The sequence below is a fragment of the Glycomyces niveus genome (assembly GCF_017592475.1).
Classification (GTDB): Bacteria; Actinomycetota; Actinomycetes; order Mycobacteriales; family Micromonosporaceae; genus Glycomyces; species Glycomyces niveus.
Map to the genome: position 1 here is coordinate 115,498 of NZ_JAGFNP010000004.1, position 19,094 is coordinate 134,591.

The 19,094-nt window shown below is 72.8% G+C and carries 17 protein-coding genes and 1 pseudogene; 14 read left to right on the plus strand and 4 right to left on the minus strand.

Features of this window, described 5'->3' with window-relative positions:
• Positions 1 to 63 precede the first annotated feature (63 nt).
• From J5V16_RS08940 to J5V16_RS08960, 5 genes are all read left to right on the plus strand, one after another.
• Positions 64 to 2,640, plus strand: a complete 2,577-nt coding sequence (locus J5V16_RS08940) for an alpha-L-rhamnosidase (protein ID WP_208495759.1) — start codon at positions 64 to 66, stop codon at positions 2,638 to 2,640.
• A gap of 188 nt (positions 2,641 to 2,828) precedes the next feature.
• Positions 2,829 to 3,530, plus strand: coding sequence for a ThuA domain-containing protein (locus J5V16_RS08945; protein WP_208495760.1), 702 nt, complete (start codon positions 2,829 to 2,831; stop codon positions 3,528 to 3,530).
• Complete coding sequence (locus J5V16_RS08950; protein ID WP_208495761.1) at positions 3,509 to 4,603, plus strand: Gfo/Idh/MocA family protein; 1,095 nt, start codon at positions 3,509 to 3,511, stop codon at positions 4,601 to 4,603. Before J5V16_RS08945 ends, J5V16_RS08950 begins: the two co-directional genes overlap by 22 nt.
• A gap of 102 nt (positions 4,604 to 4,705) precedes the next feature.
• Positions 4,706 to 6,283 carry a ricin-type beta-trefoil lectin domain protein gene (locus J5V16_RS08955; protein WP_208495762.1) on the plus strand — a complete coding sequence of 526 codons (1,578 nt, stop codon included), beginning with the start codon at positions 4,706 to 4,708 and terminating at the stop codon, positions 6,281 to 6,283.
• Between the two features lie 132 nt (positions 6,284 to 6,415).
• On the plus strand, positions 6,416 to 7,840 hold the full coding sequence (locus tag J5V16_RS08960; protein WP_208495763.1) for a dihydrolipoyl dehydrogenase family protein: 1,425 nt from the start codon (positions 6,416 to 6,418) through the stop codon (positions 7,838 to 7,840).
• Here J5V16_RS08960 and J5V16_RS08965 read toward each other — a convergent pair.
• Positions 7,785 to 8,753, minus strand: coding sequence for a DMT family transporter (locus tag J5V16_RS08965; protein WP_208495764.1), 969 nt, complete (start codon positions 8,751 to 8,753; stop codon positions 7,785 to 7,787). The two genes, J5V16_RS08960 and J5V16_RS08965, sit on opposite strands and share 56 nt — an antisense overlap.
• Here J5V16_RS08965 and J5V16_RS08970 point away from each other — a divergent pair.
• The 5 genes and pseudogenes from J5V16_RS08970 to J5V16_RS24325 all read left to right on the plus strand — a co-directional run bounded on the left by J5V16_RS08970 (position 8,752) and on the right by J5V16_RS24325 (position 12,801).
• Positions 8,752 to 10,155: an aminotransferase-like domain-containing protein gene (locus J5V16_RS08970; RefSeq protein ID WP_208495765.1), complete on the plus strand. Its 1,404-nt coding sequence runs from the start codon at positions 8,752 to 8,754 to the stop codon at positions 10,153 to 10,155. The two genes, J5V16_RS08965 and J5V16_RS08970, sit on opposite strands and share 2 nt — an antisense overlap.
• Before the next feature lie 65 nt (positions 10,156 to 10,220).
• Positions 10,221 to 10,790, plus strand: a complete 570-nt coding sequence (locus tag J5V16_RS08975) for a TetR/AcrR family transcriptional regulator (RefSeq protein WP_208495766.1) — start codon at positions 10,221 to 10,223, stop codon at positions 10,788 to 10,790.
• 14 nt (positions 10,791 to 10,804) lie between these two features.
• The gene (locus tag J5V16_RS08980) at positions 10,805 to 11,692 is read left to right on the plus strand and encodes an alpha/beta fold hydrolase (RefSeq protein ID WP_208495767.1); all 888 of its coding nucleotides are present in this window, start codon (positions 10,805 to 10,807) and stop codon (positions 11,690 to 11,692) included.
• A gap of 4 nt (positions 11,693 to 11,696) precedes the next feature.
• Positions 11,697 to 12,242, plus strand: a complete 546-nt coding sequence (locus J5V16_RS08985) for a hypothetical protein (RefSeq protein ID WP_208495768.1) — start codon at positions 11,697 to 11,699, stop codon at positions 12,240 to 12,242.
• A 51-nt stretch (positions 12,243 to 12,293) separates the two neighbouring features.
• Positions 12,294 to 12,801 (plus strand): annotated as a pseudogene (locus tag J5V16_RS24325) (mycothiol transferase).
• Between the two features lie 9 nt (positions 12,802 to 12,810).
• Here the strand turns inward: J5V16_RS24325 and J5V16_RS08995 are convergent.
• Positions 12,811 to 13,560 carry an SIR2 family NAD-dependent protein deacylase gene (locus J5V16_RS08995; protein ID WP_208495769.1) on the minus strand — a complete coding sequence of 250 codons (750 nt, stop codon included), beginning with the start codon at positions 13,558 to 13,560 and terminating at the stop codon, positions 12,811 to 12,813.
• Positions 13,561 to 13,660: 100 nt separating this feature from the next.
• Here J5V16_RS08995 and J5V16_RS09000 point away from each other — a divergent pair, with 100 nt between their 5' ends.
• The gene (locus tag J5V16_RS09000) at positions 13,661 to 14,863 is read left to right on the plus strand and encodes a sulfotransferase family protein (RefSeq protein WP_208495770.1); all 1,203 of its coding nucleotides are present in this window, start codon (positions 13,661 to 13,663) and stop codon (positions 14,861 to 14,863) included.
• Here the strand turns inward: J5V16_RS09000 and J5V16_RS09005 are convergent, their stop codons facing one another.
• Entirely contained in the window at positions 14,864 to 15,529 is a 666-nt protein-coding gene (locus tag J5V16_RS09005) for an NUDIX hydrolase (RefSeq protein WP_208495771.1), read from the minus strand.
• A gap of 69 nt (positions 15,530 to 15,598) precedes the next feature.
• Here J5V16_RS09005 and J5V16_RS09010 point away from each other — a divergent pair, with 69 nt between their 5' ends.
• The 3 genes from J5V16_RS09010 (at position 15,599) to J5V16_RS09020 (ending at position 18,249) form a co-directional block, all read left to right on the plus strand.
• Positions 15,599 to 16,600 (plus strand): SPFH domain-containing protein, encoded by a 1,002-nt coding sequence (locus tag J5V16_RS09010; RefSeq protein WP_208495772.1) that lies wholly within the window; start codon positions 15,599 to 15,601, stop codon positions 16,598 to 16,600.
• The gene (locus J5V16_RS09015; protein WP_208495773.1) at positions 16,597 to 17,502 is read left to right on the plus strand and encodes a hypothetical protein; all 906 of its coding nucleotides are present in this window, start codon (positions 16,597 to 16,599) and stop codon (positions 17,500 to 17,502) included. Before J5V16_RS09010 ends, J5V16_RS09015 begins: the two co-directional genes overlap by 4 nt.
• 90 nt (positions 17,503 to 17,592) lie before the next feature.
• Positions 17,593 to 18,249, plus strand: coding sequence for a GNAT family N-acetyltransferase (locus J5V16_RS09020; protein WP_208495774.1), 657 nt, complete (start codon positions 17,593 to 17,595; stop codon positions 18,247 to 18,249).
• 333 nt (positions 18,250 to 18,582) lie between these two features.
• Here the strand turns inward: J5V16_RS09020 and J5V16_RS09025 are convergent, their stop codons facing one another.
• The gene (locus J5V16_RS09025; protein ID WP_208495775.1) at positions 18,583 to 19,047 is read right to left on the minus strand and encodes an SRPBCC family protein; all 465 of its coding nucleotides are present in this window, start codon (positions 19,045 to 19,047) and stop codon (positions 18,583 to 18,585) included.
• Positions 19,048 to 19,094 lie beyond the last annotated feature (47 nt).

Here is a 19,094-nt window from a genome sequence, read left to right on the forward strand (position 1 = left end):
TACACGATCCCTCGCGAAAATGAATCGTTCCAATCGGGACATGAAGGGCTAGGAGCCACCCGCATGCAACCGACTGTCCACAGTGTCAAAGCCGAGTACCGCACCGACTCGCCGTACACGGGCGCGAGCCGGCCGCGCCTGTCGTGGAAGACCGAGACCGCCGCCCCCGGCTGGACCCAGGCCGGGGCCGAGATCGAATGGCGGCGCGGCGAAGCGACCGCCGTCGCCCGCGTCGACGGGCCCGAGTCGGTCCTCACCGCCTGGCCGTTCGAGTCGCTGCTCCCCCGCGAGCGCGGCCGGCTGCGCGTCCGCGCGGAGGGCGCGGACGGCAGCGCCTCGGACTGGAGCGAACCGCTGGAGATCCGCGCCGGGTTCCTCGCCGAAGGCGAATGGCGGGCGAGGTTCCTCACCGTGCCCGAGCCCGCCGACATCGGGCAGCCCGTGCTGCTGCGCCGGGAGTTCGCAGTGCGCCGAGGGCTCCGGGCCGCGACGCTGTACAGCACCGCGCGCGGGCTGTTCCAGGTCGAGATCGGCGGCGTCGCGGTCGACGACGAGCGGTTCAAGCCCGGGTGGACGGCGTACCAGAGCCGCCTCGTGCATGAGACGAACGACGTCACCGCCCTGCTCACGGCGGGCCCCAACGCGATCGGAGCCGCGCTCGCGGGCGGGTGGTACACCGAGAGCTTCGGCTTCCACGGCGAGACCAGGCCGTTCTACGGCAAGTACCCGAGCTTCGCGGCGCAGCTCGTCCTCGAATACGACGACGGCGCGGAGGAGGTCGTCGCGACCGGCGACGGCGGTTGGCGCGCCACCGCCGACGGGCCGATCACCGCGAGCGGCATCTACGCGGGCGAGGAATACGACGCCCGCCGCGCCATGCCGGGCTGGTCCTCGCCGGGCTTCGACGACCGGGCCTGGCTCGACGCGCGCACCGACACCGCCGAGGCGATCGTCCCGGTCCCGCGCACCGCGCCGCCGGTGCGGGCCACCGGGGAGCTGCCCGTCGCCGAGGTCATCACCACTCCCAGTGGACGGACCGTGCTCGACTTCGGGCAGAACCTCGTGGGCCACCTGCGCATCCGCGTCTCGGGCGGGGAGGGCGACACGGTCGTGCTGCGGCACGCCGAAGTCCTCGAGCACGGCGAGCTCGGCGTGCGCCCGCTCCGCCACGCCAAGGCCACCGACCGGTACACCCTCGCGGGCGACGGGGTCGAGACCTGGGAGCCCGCGTTCACCTTCCACGGGTTCCGCTACGCCGAGATCCAGGGCTGGCCGGGCGAGTTCGACCCCGCCGACGTCACCGCCGTCGTCGTCCACTCGGACATGGACCGCACCGGCTGGTTCGACTCCTCGCACCCGCAGCTCAACCGCCTGCACGAGAACGTCGTGTGGGGCATGCGCGGCAACTTCCTGTCGATCCCCACCGACTGCCCGCAGCGCGACGAGCGGCTCGGCTGGACCGGCGACATCCAGGTCTTCTCCCCCACCGCGTCCTACCTGTACGACGCCGCCGGGTTCCTCGCCTCGTGGCTCGAGGACCTCGCGCTCGAGCAGAAGGCGATCGACGGCGTCCCCTTCATCGTGCCGAACGTGCTCTATTGGGCCGAGACCCCGGCCGCGGCCTGGGCCGACGCCGCCGCCGTCGTGCCCTCCGTCCTCTACGAGCGGTACGCCGACAGCGGCGTGCTCGAACGCCAGTACCCGAGCATGAAGGCCTGGGTCGACCAGGTCGCCGCGCTCGCGGGCGAGCGGCGGCTGTGGGAGGGCGGCTTCCAGTTCGGCGACTGGCTCGACCCGAACGCCCCGCCGGACGAGCCCGGCCAGGCGAAGACCGACCACGACATCGTCGCCAGCGCCTACCTGCACCGGTCCTCGCGGCTCGTGGCGGACGCGGCGGGCGTGCTGGGCCTGGACGAGGACGCGCAGCGGTACGAGGCGTACGCCGAGGAGGTGCGGGCGGCGTGGCTGCGGGAGTACGTGACGCCGGCGGGCCGGATCGTGTCGGATGCGCAGACGGCGTACGCGCTGGCGATCATGTTCGGGCTGGCGCGGGACCCGGATCTGCTTGCGCGGCTGGGAAAGCGGTTGGCGGTGCTGGTGGAGCGGGCGGACCACCGGATCGGGACGGGGTTCGTGGGGACGCCGCTGATCCAGGACGCGCTGGTGCGGACGGGCCATGCGGGGACGGCGCGGGCGCTGCTGCTGCAGACGGGGGTGCCGTCGTGGCTGTACCCGGTGACGATGGGGGCCACCACGATCTGGGAGCGGTGGGACTCGATGCTGGAGGACGGCACGATCAATCCGGGGCAGATGACCTCGTTCAACCACTACGCGTTCGGGGCGATCGCGGACTGGATGCACCGGGCGGTGGCGGGGCTGGCGCCGCTGGAGCCGGGGTACCGGCGGTTCGCGGTCGCGCCGCTGCCGCTGGCGGGGCTCGACTGGGCGGCGACGGAGCACGAGACGCCGTACGGGCGGGCGACCGTCCGCTGGGAGGCGGACGGGGAGGCGCTGGTGGTGCGGGCGACGGTGCCGCCCAACACGAGTGCGGTGGTGTCGCTGCCGGGGCGCGGGGCCGAGGAGGTCGGCTCGGGCGAGTACGAGTGGACGGTGCCGGACCCGCGTCCGGCGACCGCCTAGACACCGGGGCGGGCCCCGGACCGCGCAGTCGGTCCGGGGCTCGCCCGCTCTTGAAACTGTTTCCTTCACTATTCGATCGTCCATCGACGGGAAGCCCGTTGCGGTCGTCCGCGGCATGGGCTACGGTCGGAGCCGCGACCCGAAAACGACGACAACAAGCGGTGTCAGAGCACCGGCGAAGGAACCATATGAGCGAGCGAACAGCGCTGATCGTCCGAGGCGGATGGGAGGGGCACGCGCCGGTCGAGGCTACTGAACTGTTTCTGCCCTTCCTGCGGGAGCAGGGCTTCGAGGTGCGGATCGAGGAGTCCCCGGAGGTGTACGCGGACGCCGACGCGCTCGCGGCGACCGACCTCATCGTGCAGAGCATGACCATGTCGGAGATCAGCCACGACCAGCTCAAGGGCCTGCGCGCGGCCGTCGCCGCGGGGACGGGCATGGCGGGCTGGCACGGCGGCATCGCCGACTCGTACCGCAACTCCTCGGACTACCTGCAGCTCATCGGCGGCCAGTTCGCGACCCACCCCTCCAAGGAGCCGGGCCAGTGCAAGGGCTCGCAGGAGGACAACTACCTCAAGTACACGGTGGAGTTCACCGACCTCGGCCGCGAGCACCCGATCACCGCGGGCATGGCGGACTTCGAGCTCGACACCGAGCAGTACTGGGTGCTGCACGACGACCTCATCGACGTGCTCGCCACGACCACGCACCCGGTGCAGCCGTGGCACCCGTGGCACCGGCCGATCACCTCCCCGGCGGTGTGGACGCGCCTGTGGGGCGAGGGCAGGGTCTTCGTCGCGACCCCCGGCCACAGCGTCGACGTCCTCAAGGACGAGAACGTGCGCACCATCATCGAAAGGGGCATGCTGTGGGCGACCCGCACGGCGTAGGCATCGTCGGCCTGGGGGCCATCTCCGGCCAGTACCTCCACACCTTCGAGGCGTGCCCGGGCATCCGGATCGCGGCGGTGGCGGACCTGAACGAGGCCCGCGCGGCCGAGGTCGCCGAGGCCACCGGGGCCGTCGCGCTCGGCGTCGACGAGCTCGTGGCGCACCCCGAAGTGGACACGGTCCTCAACCTCACCATTCCCGCCGCCCACGCGGACATCGCGCTGCGGGCCATCGCGGAGGGCAAGGACGTGTACGGCGAGAAGCCGCTCGCGGCGACGTTCGCGGACGCGCAGCGGGTGGTCGAGGCCGGGGACGCGGCGGGCGTGCGGGTCGGCTGCGCGCCGGACACGGTGCTGGGCACCGGCGTCCAGACCGCGCGGGCCGCGATCGACAAGGGCGACATCGGGACGCCGACGTTCGCGACGGCCACGATGATCGCCTCGGGCCACGAGCGCTGGCACCCGAACCCGGACTTCTACTACACCGAGGGCGGCGGGCCGCTGCTCGACATGGGCCCGTACTACGTGACCTCGCTCGTGCACCTGCTCGGCCCGGTCGTCTCGGTCACCGGCGCTTCCAGCCGCTCGCGCGACCAGCGCGTGATCGGCTCCGGTCCCCGTGCGGGCGAACTGATCCCGGTCTCGATCGACTCGCACGTCACGGGCATCCTCCAGCACGCGGGCGGGGCGCTGAGCACCGTGGTGATGAGCTTCGACGGGCACGCGACGCAGGCACCGAACATCGAGGTCCACGGCACGGACGGCTCGATCGGCGTGCCCGACCCGAACCACTTCGCCGGCGACGTCGCCCTCCATCGCATCGGGGGCGACCGGGAGGTGCTCGCGCCGAGCGCCGGGTACGCCGAGTCGGGCCGGGGCGTCGGGATCGTGGACATGGCTCGGGCGCAAGGGGTCCCGCGGGCGAGCGGCGCGCTGGCGCTGCACGTGCTCGAGGTGATGACCTCGCTGCTGCGCGCGGCCGAGACGGGCGGCCGCCTGGACGTGCTGACCACGGTGGAGCGTCCGGAGCTGGTGCCGCTGACCGCTCACGCGGAGTGGACCGCCCCTCAATAATATTGAAATTGATCAATCCGACAATCTTCACATTACCGCGGAGTAACGGTAGTCTCCCTACTACGATCCGTCGACAGCGATGTTTCCGAACAGGAGACTGCCATGTCCACTCCCCGGAACAGGATCACCGCTGCGCTGGCAGCAGCGGTGCTCACCACCCTCACACTGTCCACAATGGCCTCATCGGCCCAGGCCGCGGAACGGCCCGACCCCGTTCCGCTGCCCGACCACCTCGAAGCCGTGCGCGCCGCCGAAGCCACCGCGCTCTACGGCAGCCCCGGCATCCGCCCCCTCGAGCAGCGCTCGACCTCGCTGGTCTCCATGGGCGACAGCGAGATCTCCGGCGAAGGCGTCGGCAACTACGAGCCCGGCACGCACGAGGACGGCAACTGGTGCGACCGCTCGCTCGACCAGGCGCTCTTCCGCACCGGCATCGAGAGCGACCTCCAGTACAACGTCGCGTGCTCCGGCGCCGCCTCGCCGCACCTGGTACAGAGCACCGGCCAGCAGCAGTGGAACGAGCTCAACCAGGGCGACCAGCTCGCCATCAAGGCCCGCAACACCAACGTGAAGCTCGTGTGGATCGTGGTGGGCGCCAACGACGAAGGCGGCATCGAGTTCGGCCCCGTCGCCACCGAGTGCGCCACCAACCGCATCCTCTTCCTCGGCCCGTGCTGGCCGAACCACACCGACGACTGGGAGGCCCGCGTCGAGGTCAGCCGGGACGGCGTCGAGAACGCCATCGACGGCGTGCGGCGCACCATGACCGAGGCCGGGTACCTCGCCGCCGACTACGACCTCGTCGTCATGTCCTACCCCAGCCCCGGCGGCCCCGACGTCGAGGACAACCCCGACTTCCCCGGCTGGTACGCCGGCGGCTGCCTCCTCTACCTCGCCGACGCGGCCTTCGCCCGCAACAAGGCCGTGCCCCTGTTCGAAGCCGGCATCCGCGAAGCGGCCCTGGGCAAGGGCGTCCGCTACCTCGACGCGCAGCGACTCTTCGACGGCCACGGCGTGTGCGAGCAGCAGCCGTGGGCGCGCGGCGTCTACGTCGAAGTGGGCGAACTGCCCTCCGAGCACGCCTTCCGACAGTCCCTGCACCCCAACTACCTCGGGCACGGCGCCTTCGCGCAGTGCATCACCGAGTTCTACGAACACCCCGACTGGGCGACCTCCACCTGCGTCGACCCCGCCAGCACCGGCGGCGCGGTCCTCTACGAAGGGCTCCTCGAGTTCCAGGACCTCAAGCACCCGACGACGGGCCTGTGCGCCGACGCGGAGGGCTACGACTCCCGCAACGACACCGACCTCATCGCCTGGAACTGCAACGGCGCCCGCAACCAGGGCTTCTGGCTCGACCCCGAGCGCGGCTCGCTGCACGTCGAACTCAGCCACGACCGCTGCGTCGACGTCGAAGGCGGCCGCGTGCAGGCCGGGTCCGCGCTGATCCTGTGGGACTGCCACGGCGGCCTCAACCAGCGGTTCACCGTGGACGGCACCGGCATCCACCCCGCCGGGCACTCGAACCTCTGCCTGGGCTTCGACGGGACCGGCACCGGCGCTCCGCTGGTGCTCGCCCAGTGCGGCCCCCCCGGCGGCGCGCTCGGCCTCGCCGACCGCGACTACGCCGACCCGGCCGGCTACGGCCACGACGACTGGATCGGAGCGAGCGTCTACTAGCGGACCCTGACCGGGCCGGGCGCGTCCCCGGCCCGGTTCCGCTTGCGCCGCAGCGCAACACCCCGAACGCCGACGGTCAATCCGCGAGGCGCGTAGGCTTCCTCTTTGGGACGCATCGGAAGGGGCGGGCGGATGACAGCCGAAGTACGCGAGGTCGACCTGGTCGTGATCGGGGCCGGAGCGGTGGGCGAGAACGTCGCCGACCGGGCCGTCCAAGGCGGGCTCGAGACCGTGATCGTCGAAGGCGAGCTCGTCGGCGGCGAATGCTCGTACTGGGCGTGCATGCCGTCCAAGGCGCTCCTGCGCCCGGTCCAGGTCCTCAGCGCCGCACAGGCGCTCCCCGGCGTGAGCGTCGGCGGGGGGCTCGACGTGCCCGCGGTGCTGCGCAGGCGGGACGCGATCACCCACGACTGGAACGACCAGAGCCAGGTCGACTGGCTCGACAGCGCCGGGATCGGCCTCGTGCGCGGGCACGGGCGGCTGAGCGGCGAACGCGAAGTCACCGTGACCGCCGCAGGCGGGGGCACTGTGGTCCTGCGCGCCCGGCACGCGGTCGCACTGGTCACCGGATCGACCCCGGTCATCCCGGACATTCCCGGTCTGCGCGAGGCGAAACCGTGGACCAGCCGCGAGGCGACCAGCGCGAAGTCGGTGCCGAAGTCCCTCGCGATCCTCGGCGGCGGCGTGATCGCCGTGGAGATGGCGACCGCGTTCCGGGCGCTCGGCGCCGCGGTCACCGTCATCGCCAAGGAGGGCCTCCTCGGCACGGTCGAACCGTTCGCGGCCGAGCGCGTCACCGCGGCGCTGCATGCACAAGGCGTCGAGATCCTCACGCACGCAACGACGACGCGCGTCGAACGCACCGACGGCGACGTCCTGCTCGAGACCGACAAAGGCACCATCGCCGCCGCCGAGCTCCTCGTGGCCACCGGCCGCCGCCCCAACACCGCCGACCTCGGCCTCGAGTCGATCGGCCTCGACCCGGCCGAGCGGCTCGCCACCGACGACACGCTGCTCGTCGACGGCTTCGACTGGCTGTACGCGGTGGGCGACGTGAACGGGCGGGCGCTGCTGACACACCAGGGCAAGTACCAGGCGCGCGCGGCGGGCGACGTGATCGCCGCCCGCGCGAAGGGCCGGCCGGTCGACGACGCGCCGTGGGGCGCGCACGTCGCCACCGCCGACCACGGCGCGGTCCCGCAGGTCGTCTTCACCGACCCGGAGGTGGCGAGCGTCGGCCCGACCGCCGACCAGGCGCGCGCGCAAGGGAAGCGGATCCGCGTCGTCGACTACGACCTCGGCTGGGTCGCCGGATCGAGCATCGCCCGCGACGACTACCAGGGGGCGGCCCGGATGATCGTGGACGAGGACCGCGGCGTCATGATCGGGGCGACCTTCGTCGGCCCCGAGGTGGCCGAGCTCGTGCAGACCGCGACCACGGCCATCGTCGGCGAAGTGCCGCTCGACCGGCTCTGGCACGCCGTCCCGGCCTACCCCACGGTCAGTGAGATCTGGCTGCGGCTGCTCGAGGGGTACGGACGGCCGGCCTCGGCCTGACGCCCCCGAGGCGGGCCCGTACGGCGAGGCCCGCGCAGGCGATCACCGCCAGCCCGCCGCCCACCGTGGTCCAGGTGAGCGGTTCGCCAAGCAGGAGCGCGGCCCATGCGATCGTCATGACCGGCTGGGTCAGCTGCACTTGGCTGACCTGCGCCATCGGTCCGATCGCGAGCCCGCGGTACCAGGCGAAGAACCCGAGGTACATGCTCACGGCCGCAAGGTAGGCGAACGCGAGCCACTGCACCGGCGTCGCGGTCGGCGGCTCCTGCGCGACCGAGACGGCGGTCAGCGCGAGCATGGCCGGGGCGGCGAGCACGAGCGCCCACGACACCGTCTGCCAGGACCCGAGCTCGCGCGCCAGCAGGCCGCCCTCGGCGTACCCGACGGCGGCGGCCAGCACCGCGCCGAAGAACAGCAGGTCCGCACCGCCGAGCGACCCGATCCCGCCGCCCCGCAGGGCCGCGAAGCACACCGCGGCGGCCGCGCCGAGCCCGGCGAACGCCCAGAACGAGGCCGCCGGGCGCTCCTTCACCCGCAGCACCGCCATGATCGCCGTCGCCGCCGGGAGCAGCGCGACCACGACCGCGCCGTGCCCGGCCGAGGAGGTGGTGAGCGCGTACGAGGTGAGGAACGGGAACCCGACCACGACGCCGCCCGCGACGAGCGCGAGCCGACCCCATTGGGCCGCATCGGGAAGGCACTGGCGGGTGGCGACCAGCGCGAGCCCCGCGAGCGCGGCGGCGATGACGGCGCGGCCGGAGCCGATGAACAGGGGCGAGAGCCCTTCGACCGCGATGCGGGTGAACGGGAGGGTGAACGAGAAGGCCAGGACGCCGAGGAAGCCCCACCACAGGCCCGATCGCTGCGATAGCGCCGGGGATGAAGTGACGATAGTGCTACTCTCTATCTTCATGTCGAATAGTAGCACTCAGCGGATCGTGGACGGCCTGCGCGCGTGGATCGCGGCCGCCCCGCCGGGCGCGAAGCTCCCGACGAACCGTGAGCTCATGGCCGAGCACGGGGCGAGCCCGGTCACCGTCCAGAAGGCCATGCACGCGCTCAATGCCTTGGGGCTCATCGAGACCCGGCCCGGGGTGGGGACGTTCACGCGCGCGGCGCGGGCGCCGCGGGCGGTGGACTTCGGCTGGCAGACCGCCGCGCTCGGCTCGCCGCATTCGCGGTTCCCGAAGGTGTCCTCGACCCAGCGCTCGGCCGCGCCGGACGCCATCAGCCTGCACTCGGGGTACCCGGACCGGGAGCTGCTGCCGGAGCGGATGGTGCGGACCGCGCTCGCGCGGGCGGCGAAGTCCGAAGCGGCGCTGACGCGTTCGCCGGTGCGCGGCCTGCCCGAACTGCAGGCGTGGTTCGCGGCCGAGCTGGGCGGGGCCGCGGGAGTATCACCGCCGACGGCCCGTGACGTGATGATCGTGTCGGGCAGCCAGAGCGGCCTCGGCTCGGTCTTCCGCGCCGTCGTCGGCTCCGGCAGGCCGCTCCTGATCGAGTCGCCGACGTACTGGGGCGCGATCCTCGGCGCGGAGCAGGCCGGGCTCGCGCTGGTGCCGATCCCCAGCGGCCCTGAGGGTCCGGACCCGGAGGAGGTGGACCGGGCGTTCCGGCGGACGGGGGCGCGGGCGTTCTACGCGCAGCCGACGTTCGCGAACCCGACGGGCGTGCAGTGGTCGCCGAGCCGCGGGCGGGAGCTGCTGGAGGTGGTGCGCGCGCACAGGGCGTTCCTCATCGAGGACGACTGGGCGCACGACCTGGCGATCGACGCCGACCCCGCTCCCCTTGCGGCGCAGGACGACGGCGGGCACGTGGTGTACCTGCGCTCGCTGACGAAGAGCGTGTCCCCCGCGCTGCGCGTGGGGGCGGTGGTGGCGCGCGGGCCGGTGCGCGACCGGATCGCGGCCGACCAGGGGGCCGAGGCGATGTACGTCAGCGGGGTCTTGCAGGCGGCGGCCCTCGACGTGGTGACGCAGCCGGGCTGGCGGCACCACTTGCGCGCCTTCCGGAACCAGGTGCGGATTCGCCGCGACCTCCTGGTGGACGCGCTCCGCGAGCACACGCCGGACGCGCAGCTCGAGCGCGTCCCGGCGGGCGGCCTGAACCTGTGGCTGCGCCTGCCCGACGGCACCGACGCCGAGCGGCTGGTGCGCGACTGCGAGTCCCGGGGCCTCCTGATCGCCCCCGGCGCCGAATGGTTCCCGGCCGAACCGCCCGGCCCCTACGCCCGCGTCAATTTCGCCGGCCCGGCCCCGGACCGCTTCCCCGAAGCGGCCCGCCTCCTCCAGGCGGCCTTGGAAGAGCAGCGCTGAAACGCGTTTGGCATCGCGAGCTCTCCTAGGTATCTTAGGTTGAAACCTAGGAAGGTTAGGAAGCCATGCCTCGTGTTGGACTGACCCGTGACGCGTTGATCGCCGCCGCCGCGGACGCCGCCGACGAGATCGGGTTCGAGCACTTGACGCTCGCGTTGCTGGCCAAGCGGTTCGGCGTGCGCGACGCGAGCCTGTACGCCCACGTGCGCGGGCTCTCGGACCTCATGGAGGGCGTGGCGCTGCTCGCGCACGACGAGTGGGCCGACGTGCTGGGCCGGGCCGTGGCCGGGCGCTCCGGGCACGCGGCCCTCACCGCGTTCGCCGATGCGTACCGCGCCTTCGCGACCGGCCATCCGGGCCGGTACGCCGCGACCCGGTACCCGATCGCACCGGACCGGCTCGCGGCGTCACAGGGCGTCGCCCGCATCATCGAGGCCTGCTACGCGCTGCTGCGCGGCTACGACCTGCCCGAACCGGACGCCACCGACGCGGTCCGGCTGCTGCGCAGCACCTTCCACGGGTTCAGCGACTTGGAGGCGACCGGCGGGTTCACCGCCGACCGCTCCCTGGACGCGTCATGGCGGCGCGCGGTCGACGCGCTCCACCGCATCCTCACCGACTGGCCGCAGCGCTGACAGGAGCCGACCACATGCCACACCTCGACCTTGTAGAAACCACAGTGGACTATTACCGCCGCGGCGAAGGGCCGCCGCTGCTGCTCGTCCCCGGCGGCTCGGGCCACGGCGGCGTCCTCGAACGCCTCGCCGACCGGCTCGCCGATGACTACGGCGTCGCGGTCATGAGCACCCGCGTCGCCTCGACGCGGCGGCCCGGCACCGCGCTGGGCGACCAGCTTCCGAAGGTCCACGCGACAGACGCGGCCGCCGTGATCGACGCGCTCTTCGACGAACCGCCGGTGGTGCTCGGGTTCAGCGCCGGCGCGATCACCGCCCTCGATCTGCTCGCCCACCACCCCGAGCGGGTGCGCCTCGCCGTGGTCCACGAACCGCCGCTCGTGAACCTGCTGCCGGAGGCGGCGCGGCTGCGGTCGATCCTCGCCGAGGTGCGGGAGTCGGCGCGCGTCGGAGACTTGGAGGCCGCCGGGAAGCTGATGACCGAGTTGATGATCGACACCGACATCAGGTTCACGGCCCCCGCGCTGCGGCGCTTCGGCGGCTGGCCCGACGGGTACGCCGGAACCCGGCCCGAACCCCCGACCCCGGAGCTGCTGGAGCTCTTCGGCCGCCTCGGCGACCTGCAACCGCTGTTCCTGGAGCACGTGCTCGTGCAGTTCACCGGATACGATCCGGACCTGACCGCCCTTGCGACGCATGCCGAACAGCTCGTGCTCGCGGTGGGCGCCGACTCCGGCCGGGACCTGCCGTTCCAGACCGCGGCGGCCCTCGCCGCCCGGCTCGGCCTGCCGCTCACCGAGTTCCCCGGCGGCCACCTCGGGCCGGTCGAGCGCCCGACCCAGTTCGCCGGAGCACTCAAGGCGCTCCTCGATGCGAGCACCGGTCTCGTTCCGCCACAATAGGACTGTGGAGACCTTTACCGCCCCTGACACCATGAGCCGCAACATGCGCCGCAACGGCGTCACGATCTGCGCGTTCTTCGGACTCGGCTGGTTCATCGGCGGCGCCGGGCTGCTCGGTGACGGCGCCGCGTACTGGATCGGGCTCGCGCTCGCGGCCGCCGTGAGCGTGGGGCTCGTCGCCGCGGTGCCGCGCGTCGCGTCGCGGCGGGAACGGCCCCGCGAACTGCCGAAGGACTGGGCGCGGCGGTACGGGATCTGGATCGGGTTCGAGGTCGTGCTCATCGTCGCCGCCATCCTCGCCCTGAGGGGCCTGGACCTCACGGCGTTCCTGCCGGGCACGATCGCGGCGATCGTCGGCGCGCACTTCATCCCGCTGGCGCCGGCGTTCGACGAGCCGAAGTACCGGTGGACGGGGTACGCGATGATCCTCGCGGGCGCTGCGGGCGTCGCCGCCGGTACGGGCGGCGTCCTGGCCGCCGGGGCGGTGGCCGGGTTCGGTTCCGCGCTCGCGTTGTGGATCACCGGGTTCGCGGTGCTCCGGCGGGGCTGATGCGAGGATGGGGGCGGACATCGATGTCGGATGACAGGGTCAGGAGTCGCGATGGAAGTCAGCGCCGTTTTCGCGGACGCGTTCTCGCGGGTGCAGGAGGAGGTGCACGCGGTGCTCGACGGCATCTCGCAGGTGCACCTGGACGCGCGGCCCGGTCCGGGGGCGAACTCGATCGCGTGGCTCGTGTGGCACATCGCGGGTGCAGGACGACCATGTCGCGGAGGCGGCGGGGCGCGAGCAGACCTGGACCGCCGAAGGGTGGCACGAGCGCTTCGGGCTGCCGCTCGCGGCGGACGCGACCGGGTACGGGCACACCAGCGGGCAGGCGGCTGAGGTCAAGGGCGTCAAGGCGACCGACCTGCAGGGGTATTACGACGCCGTGCACCGCGCCACGCTCGCGTACGTCGCGACCCTCGCCCCCGCCGACCTCGACCGGATCGTGGACACGAACTGGGACCCGGCCGTCACCCTCGGGGTGCGCCTCGTCAGCGTCGTCAACGACAACCAGCAGCACACCGGCCAGGCCGCGTACATCCGCGGGCTGTTCGCATCATTCTGAGCTCCACGACTACACGCCGAGGAGGCGCGGGAGCACGTCGCCGATCGGCTCGCGCAGCACCGCGTCCGCGACATCGTCGTAGGGCGTCGGCTCGGCGTTGACCACGACGAGGCGCGCGCCGTGGGCCACCGCGTAATCGCAGAGTCCCGCGGCGGGGTAGACGCCGAGTGAGGTGCCGATGGCGGCGAACAGGTCGGCGTCGCGAGCGGCCTCGGCGGCCGCGTCGAGGACGTCGCCGTCGAGCTGTTGGCCGAAGGAGATCGTGGCGGACTTGAGGATGCCGCCGCATTCGAGGCAGGGCGGATCCGCTTCGCCCGCTTCGAGTCTCGGCAGCACCTCGGTCATCGGCATCCGAGCGCCGCAGTCGAGGCACGCGGCCTCGCGGGCGGTGCCGTGGAGTTCGATGACGCGACCGGACCCGGCGGCCTGGTGGAGCCCGTCGGTGTTCTGGGTGACGAGGGCGCGCAGCCGCCCGGTGCGCTCGAAGTCGGCGAGGGCGCGGTGCGCGGCGTTCGGTTCCGCCGTCCAGAGGGGACTGGTGCGGCGCGCGGCCCAGGCCTGGCGGCGGACCTCGGGGTCGGCGAGGTAGTTGTCGATGGTGAACAGCTTCTCGGCGGCGGGGTTCCTGGTCCAGACCCCTTGGGGGCCGCGGAAGTCGGGGATGCCCGAGTCCGTGGAGACGCCCGCGCCGGTGAGGACGGTGATCGAGGCGGCCTCGGCGAACCAGCGGGCCGCCTCGGCGACGGAAGTCGTGCTCATCTGAGCGAACGTACCGCAGCCCGGCTCGACACTGGACACGGCACGGCGGCCCTGCGAGAATGGCGCCCGTTCAGACCCCTACGGACGGGAAGCAACCCCTATGCGCCGCAAGTCCATGACCACCAGCGTCCTCAACGTGCTGCTGCAGCCCACGATGGGCGGCCGCCGCGACCCCGACAAGATCTTCGACGGCATCGTCGCGAAGGCCGAGCGAGCCACCGGCGGCGACCGCGCCGCGGTGCCCGGGTTCCTCGAAGGCATGCGGTACCTGACGCGGTGCTTCGCCGCGAGCCCGCGCCTGAGCCCGATGGGCTGGCAGAGCGTGCAGGGCGACCTGCGCCTGCGCATCGAGAACCGCCTACGGGTGGAGCGCCTCGTCGCCGAGCGCCCCGAGATCGCGGCCGAGCCGATCGAGCGGCCCGTGTTCATCGTGGGCCTCCCCCGCACCGCGACCACGCTGGCGCACAACATCATCGCCAAGTCCCCCGCCCACCGCGGCCCGGCCCTGTGGGAGTGGATGTTCACCGACATCGACCGGGGCGAGGAGGCCCGGCGCCGCCGCATCCGACAGACCGAACGACTCGTCGGCACCTTCATGCGGCTGGCGCCGGCGTTCCAGGTCATCCACCCGCTCAACGCGCAGAAGCCCGACGAGTGCAACTACCTGCTGCCGCACGGCACCCAGCACCTCGCGCGGGTCCACATGCCGAAGTACCACCAGTGGATCGAGCGGCACGACGCGCTGCCCGACTACGAGTACCTGAAGCTCGCCCTCCAGGTGCTCCAGTACGGGCGCGAGCGCAAGCGGTGGATCCTCAAGTCCCCCATGCACCTCGACCATCTGCCCGAGATCCGGAAGGTGTTCCCCGACGCCCAGATCGTGTGGACGCACCGCGACCCGATCACGGTGCTCGGCTCCCTGTGCTCGCTCGTGGAGTCCTCGCAGGTCATGCACGAGCGCAACCCGGACCTGCACGCGATCGGCGCGACCTGGCTGCGCATCCAGGCGACCGCGATCGAGCGAGCCCGCAAGGCCCGCGTCGACTGGCCCCGCGCCGCGTTCGTCGACGTCCCCTACCCGTGGCTCGCGGCCGAGCCGCACCAGAAGGTGCCGCTGCTCTACGAGCGCCTCGGCGCCGAGTGGACCGACGCCGACGCCCGCACCCTCGACTCCGTGCTCGCCCGCCCCGGCATCGGGCGCCAGCACGAGTACGAGCTCGCCCGCTACGGCCTCGACCCGCAGCAGGTCGAGGAGGCGTTCGGCGACTACCCGCGCATGGTCGAGAAGCTGCGCATGGAGTAGCTACCGCGACATCGGCGGATTGAGACGGGTCGCCTCGCCGCGCTGGTAGAGGCGCGCGGGGCGGCCCGGCTCCCCCTCGGTCGAGCGTCCCGTCGGCTCCACGAAACCCGGCGTGGTCGTGGCCTTGCGGTGGAAGTTGCGCGGGTCGATCGGCCCGCCCCAGACCGCCTCGTAGACGCCGCGCAGCGCGCCGATGGTGAACTCGGGCGGGCAGAACGCGGTCGCGAGCGGCGTGTACTCCAGTTTGGACCTGGCCCGTTCGACGCCGTCGGCGAGGATGCGGTCGTGGTCGAACGCGAGGCCGCGCCGGCCGATCGGCGCCCATTCGGCGGCCGCCGCGTCCGTGCCCGCCGTGGGCGAAGGCAGGTCGGGCAGGAGTGCCAGGTAGGCCACGGTGACGACGCGGCCGCGCGGGTCGCGGCCCGGGTCGCCGTAGCTGCCGAGCTGCTCGAGATGGCCGGCCGGGCCGTCGAGCCCGGTCTCCTCCCCCAGTTCGCGGCGGGCCGCGGTCGTCAGGTCCTCGTCGGCGTGCACGAAACCGCCGGGCAGCGCCCACCGGCCGAGGTAGGGCTCGCAGCCCCGCTGCACCAGCAGGACGTGCAACGCTCCATCGCGGACGGTGAGGACCACGAGGTCGACCGTGACGGCGAACACCGGATAACTCATTATCACCACCTTGACGATAACCTAGCACATCGATTATCGTCAGAATGACGAGAAAAGGAGGCCCTCCCCATGGCCGATGTCACCAAGCTGCTGTTCCTGCGCCACCTGCGCGGCACCCCCACCGTCTGGGTCCGGTGCCAGAAGCGCGGCCGCACCGCCCGCGAGGGCACCAGCCAGTCGTTCTGGTACCGCCCGCTCGCCGCCGTGCTCTCCGAAGTGCCCGTCGACGACCGCGAACTGCCCCTCATGTTCCACGCCCGCACCGCCGACTTCGCCGACGTCACCGTGCAGGCCACCGTCACCTACCGGATCGCCGACCCCGCGCTCGCCGCCACCCGCCTCGACTTCTCCGTCGACCCCTACAAGGGACAGGCGCGCGCCCGCCCGCTCGACCAGGTCGCCACCCTGCTCACCGAGCTCGCGCAGCAGCCCGCGATCGACCTCCTCGCCCGCCTGCCCCTCGCCGAGGCGCTCACCAGCGCCGTCCCGCAACTGCGCGAGGACGTGGCCGCCGCGCTCGCCGAGGACGCCCGCCTGGCCGACATCGGCGTAGCCGTCGTCAGCGCCCGTGTCGTCGCCGTCCGGCCCGAACCGGAACTGGAGCGCTCGCTCCAGACCCCGACCCGCGAAGCGGTGCAGCAGGACGCGGACAAGGCCACGTACTCGCGGCGGGCCCAGGCCGTCGAGCAGGAGCGGGCCATCGCCGAGAACGAGCTGCAGAACAAGATCGAGCTGGCCCGGCGCGAACAGCAGCTCGTCGAGCAGCGCGGCGCCAACGCGCAGCGACAGGCCGAGCTGACGGCGGCCGCGAGTCTCGCTGCGGCCCAAGGCGAAGCCGAGCGCGAACGGACGCTCGCGGCGGCGCAGGCGGACAAGGTGCGGGCCGTGGGCGCGGCCGAGGCCGAGTCGGAGGCCGCCCGCCTGGCCGCCTACCGCGACCTGCCGCCCTCGGTCCTGCAGGCGCTGGCGCTGCGCGAACTCGCGGGGCAGCTGCCGGAGATCGGGCAGATCACGATCACGCCCGACCTGCTGACCGGCACGCTCTCGCGGCTGGCCGAGGGTCCGCGATGAGCGCGACGCTCGCGCCGCGCGTGGTGGTCGTGAGCCGCCGCAGCGAGCTGGACGAGCTCCTCGTCCGGCACGGCACCCGCGCGGCGGCCGAGCACTTCCTGCGCCAGCGCGGCCGCGACCTCGACGAGGTGGCGGCGCGGCACGAGGCGCTGGAAGCCGCGTTGACCACAGTGGATGCGGCGGTCCCCTCCGACTGGCGGCGGGGCCGGGTGGACCGGGACGACCTGCCGCGGTTCCTGTTCGGGCCCGAGGACATCGTGGTCGCGGTCGGGCAGGACGGGCTCGTGGCGAACCTCGCGAAGTACCTCGCGGGGCAGCCGGTCCTGGGGGTCGATCCGGAACCGGGGCTCAACCCCGGGGTGCTGGTCAGGTTCGGCGCGGGCGAGGTCGGCGCGGCGCTGCGGGCGGTCGAGGCGCAGGCGGCGGCGGTGCGGCCGTTGACGATGGTGGCCGCGCGGCTCGACGACGGGCAGGTGCTGGCCGGGCTCAACGAGGTGTACGCGGGCCACGGCACGCACCAGTCGGCGCGGTACCGGTTGATCGGCGCGGACGGGTGGGGCGAGCGCCAGTCCTCGTCCGGGGTGCTGGTCGGCACGGGCACGGGTGCGACGGGTTGGACGGCGTCGATCGCGGCCGACCGGGGCTGGAAGGGGGCGCTGCCGGAGCCGGAGTCGCCGTCGCTGTCGTGGTTCGTGCGGGAGGCGTGGCCGTCGCCGGCGACGGGCGCGACGTTGACGGCGGGCATGCTGCAGCGGGGCGAGGAGCTGCGGCTGGTGTGCGAGAGCGAGCGGCTCGTGGTGTTCGCGGACGGGGTCGAGTCGGACCACCTGACCGTGACGTGGGGCCAGCAGATCACGATCGGGCTGGCGGACCACCGCCTGCGGCTGGTCGTGCCCGGGTAGCGCGGGCCGCTGCGCCGCAGGGGCGTCTTGCGGCGCGGCTGGTCGCGCCCCGGGTGGCGGTTCCGCGGCGGATAGGGAATCGTTGCGGGCATGACGATCCCGCTCCCCGTGCTCGATGCGACGCTCGCGAACGCGCCGCGCCTCCAGGCCCGCAACTCGGCCGCGTTCTGGGCCGCGACCGGCCGCTCGCGCGGTCACGAGGTGATCCGGCGGCGCGGCTTCCTCGCCGTCGCCGGTGACGAGCGGGCGGGCCTGCGGGTCCTCATCCAGGAGCCGGAGCTCACCTCCGAGGATCTGGCCGAGATCGCCGACCTCGCCGTCGCGGCGACCGGACCGGTCGACATGGAGGACCCGTTCAGCGCCACGGACCTCGGGCATCTGCGCATGGGTTCGTGGCAGATGCCGGTGATGCTGCGGCTCCCCGCGCCGGTCGAGGCCCCCGCGGTCGCGGTCGCGCCGGTGGCGGACGACGCCGACCTGCACGGGGCGGAGCGGGCCGTCATCGAGAGCTTCGGCCTGGGCCGCTTCGAGCCCTACCGGCCCGGCGAGCTGTTCCCCAAGGCGCTCTTGGACGAACCGGGCGTCGCGCTCTTCACCGCCCGCGTCGGCGGCGAGGTCGCCGGGGCCTGTGTCACCGTGGCGGCCAACGGCTTCGCGAGCCACTACTGGGTCGGCACGACCGAGGCCGCGCGCTCCAAGGGCATCGGCCGCGCCGTCATGCTCGGCTCGCTCGCGCCCCTCGCCTAGGTCCCGGTCACCCTCACCGCCTCGAAGCTCGGCGTGCCGCTATACGAGAAGCTGGGCTTCGCCGCGGCCGCCCCGGCCACCTGGTGGTCCTCGAACCGGGCGTGAGGCGAAGCCCTCAGGCCCGGCCCCTTGCTCCTTTCTGCCGCAGTGGTGGTCTTCGTTGGCGGCGTTGGTCAGACAGGCCCGCACGTAGAAGTTCTTCACCCCGCAGTCATAGCGCTGGTCGCCGCTGAAGCAGGGCGGGCTGTGGCTTCAATGGCGGGCTCGGCGGGCGCGCCCCGGACGAGCGCGGTCGCCCGGCGGGGCCGGGCGACCGTGATGTGCGCGCCGAGGTCAGGGCATGCCGGGCGGGTCGACGTCGCCGCGCCAGCCGCCGGTCTCCACACCGCGCTCCTCGATGAACTCCTTGAAGCGGCGCATATCGCCCTTCACCCGGCGGTCGATGAAGCCGAGCTTGTCGGCGGTCTCCTCGGCGAACCCCTCGGGATCGATGTCCATCTGGGCGGTCACCCGCGTCGTGTCGTCGTCGAGCCGGTGGAAGGTGACCACGCCGGCGTGGGTCGGCCCGTTGATCGACCGCCACGCGACCCGCTCGTCCGGGCGCTGCTCGGTGATGGTCGCGTCGAACTCGCGGGTGGCCCCGCCGAGCTTCGTGACCCAGTGCGTGTGGGTGTCGTCGAGCTGGCGGACCTGCTCGACCCCGTCCATGAACTGGGGGAACGTCTCGAACTGCGTCCACTGGTTGTAGGCCCGGGAGACCGGGACATGGACGTCCACTGATTCGGTGATCGTGCTCAACGTCTTCCTCCTTCGGTCGCGGCGTGCGTGGACCGCATCACCTGGAG

Coding starts and splice junctions, on each gene's coding strand:
- J5V16_RS08940 (WP_208495759.1), top strand. CDS start 64: ATGCAACCGACTGTCCACAGTGTCAAAGCCGAGTACCGCACCGACTCG.
- J5V16_RS08945 (WP_208495760.1), top strand. CDS start 2,829: ATGAGCGAGCGAACAGCGCTGATCGTCCGAGGCGGATGGGAGGGGCAC.
- J5V16_RS08955 (WP_208495762.1), top strand. CDS start 4,706: ATGTCCACTCCCCGGAACAGGATCACCGCTGCGCTGGCAGCAGCGGTG.
- J5V16_RS08960 (WP_208495763.1), top strand. CDS start 6,416: ATGACAGCCGAAGTACGCGAGGTCGACCTGGTCGTGATCGGGGCCGGA.
- J5V16_RS08970 (WP_208495765.1), top strand. CDS start 8,752: ATGTCGAATAGTAGCACTCAGCGGATCGTGGACGGCCTGCGCGCGTGG.
- J5V16_RS08965 (WP_208495764.1), bottom strand. CDS start 8,753: ATGAAGATAGAGAGTAGCACTATCGTCACTTCATCCCCGGCGCTATCG.
- J5V16_RS08975 (WP_208495766.1), top strand. CDS start 10,221: ATGCCTCGTGTTGGACTGACCCGTGACGCGTTGATCGCCGCCGCCGCG.
- J5V16_RS08980 (WP_208495767.1), top strand. CDS start 10,805: ATGCCACACCTCGACCTTGTAGAAACCACAGTGGACTATTACCGCCGC.
- J5V16_RS08995 (WP_208495769.1), bottom strand. CDS start 13,560: ATGAGCACGACTTCCGTCGCCGAGGCGGCCCGCTGGTTCGCCGAGGCC.
- J5V16_RS09000 (WP_208495770.1), top strand. CDS start 13,661: ATGCGCCGCAAGTCCATGACCACCAGCGTCCTCAACGTGCTGCTGCAG.
- J5V16_RS09005 (WP_208495771.1), bottom strand. CDS start 15,529: ATGAGTTATCCGGTGTTCGCCGTCACGGTCGACCTCGTGGTCCTCACC.
- J5V16_RS09010 (WP_208495772.1), top strand. CDS start 15,599: ATGGCCGATGTCACCAAGCTGCTGTTCCTGCGCCACCTGCGCGGCACC.
- J5V16_RS09015 (WP_208495773.1), top strand. CDS start 16,597: ATGAGCGCGACGCTCGCGCCGCGCGTGGTGGTCGTGAGCCGCCGCAGC.
- J5V16_RS09020 (WP_208495774.1), top strand. CDS start 17,593: ATGACGATCCCGCTCCCCGTGCTCGATGCGACGCTCGCGAACGCGCCG.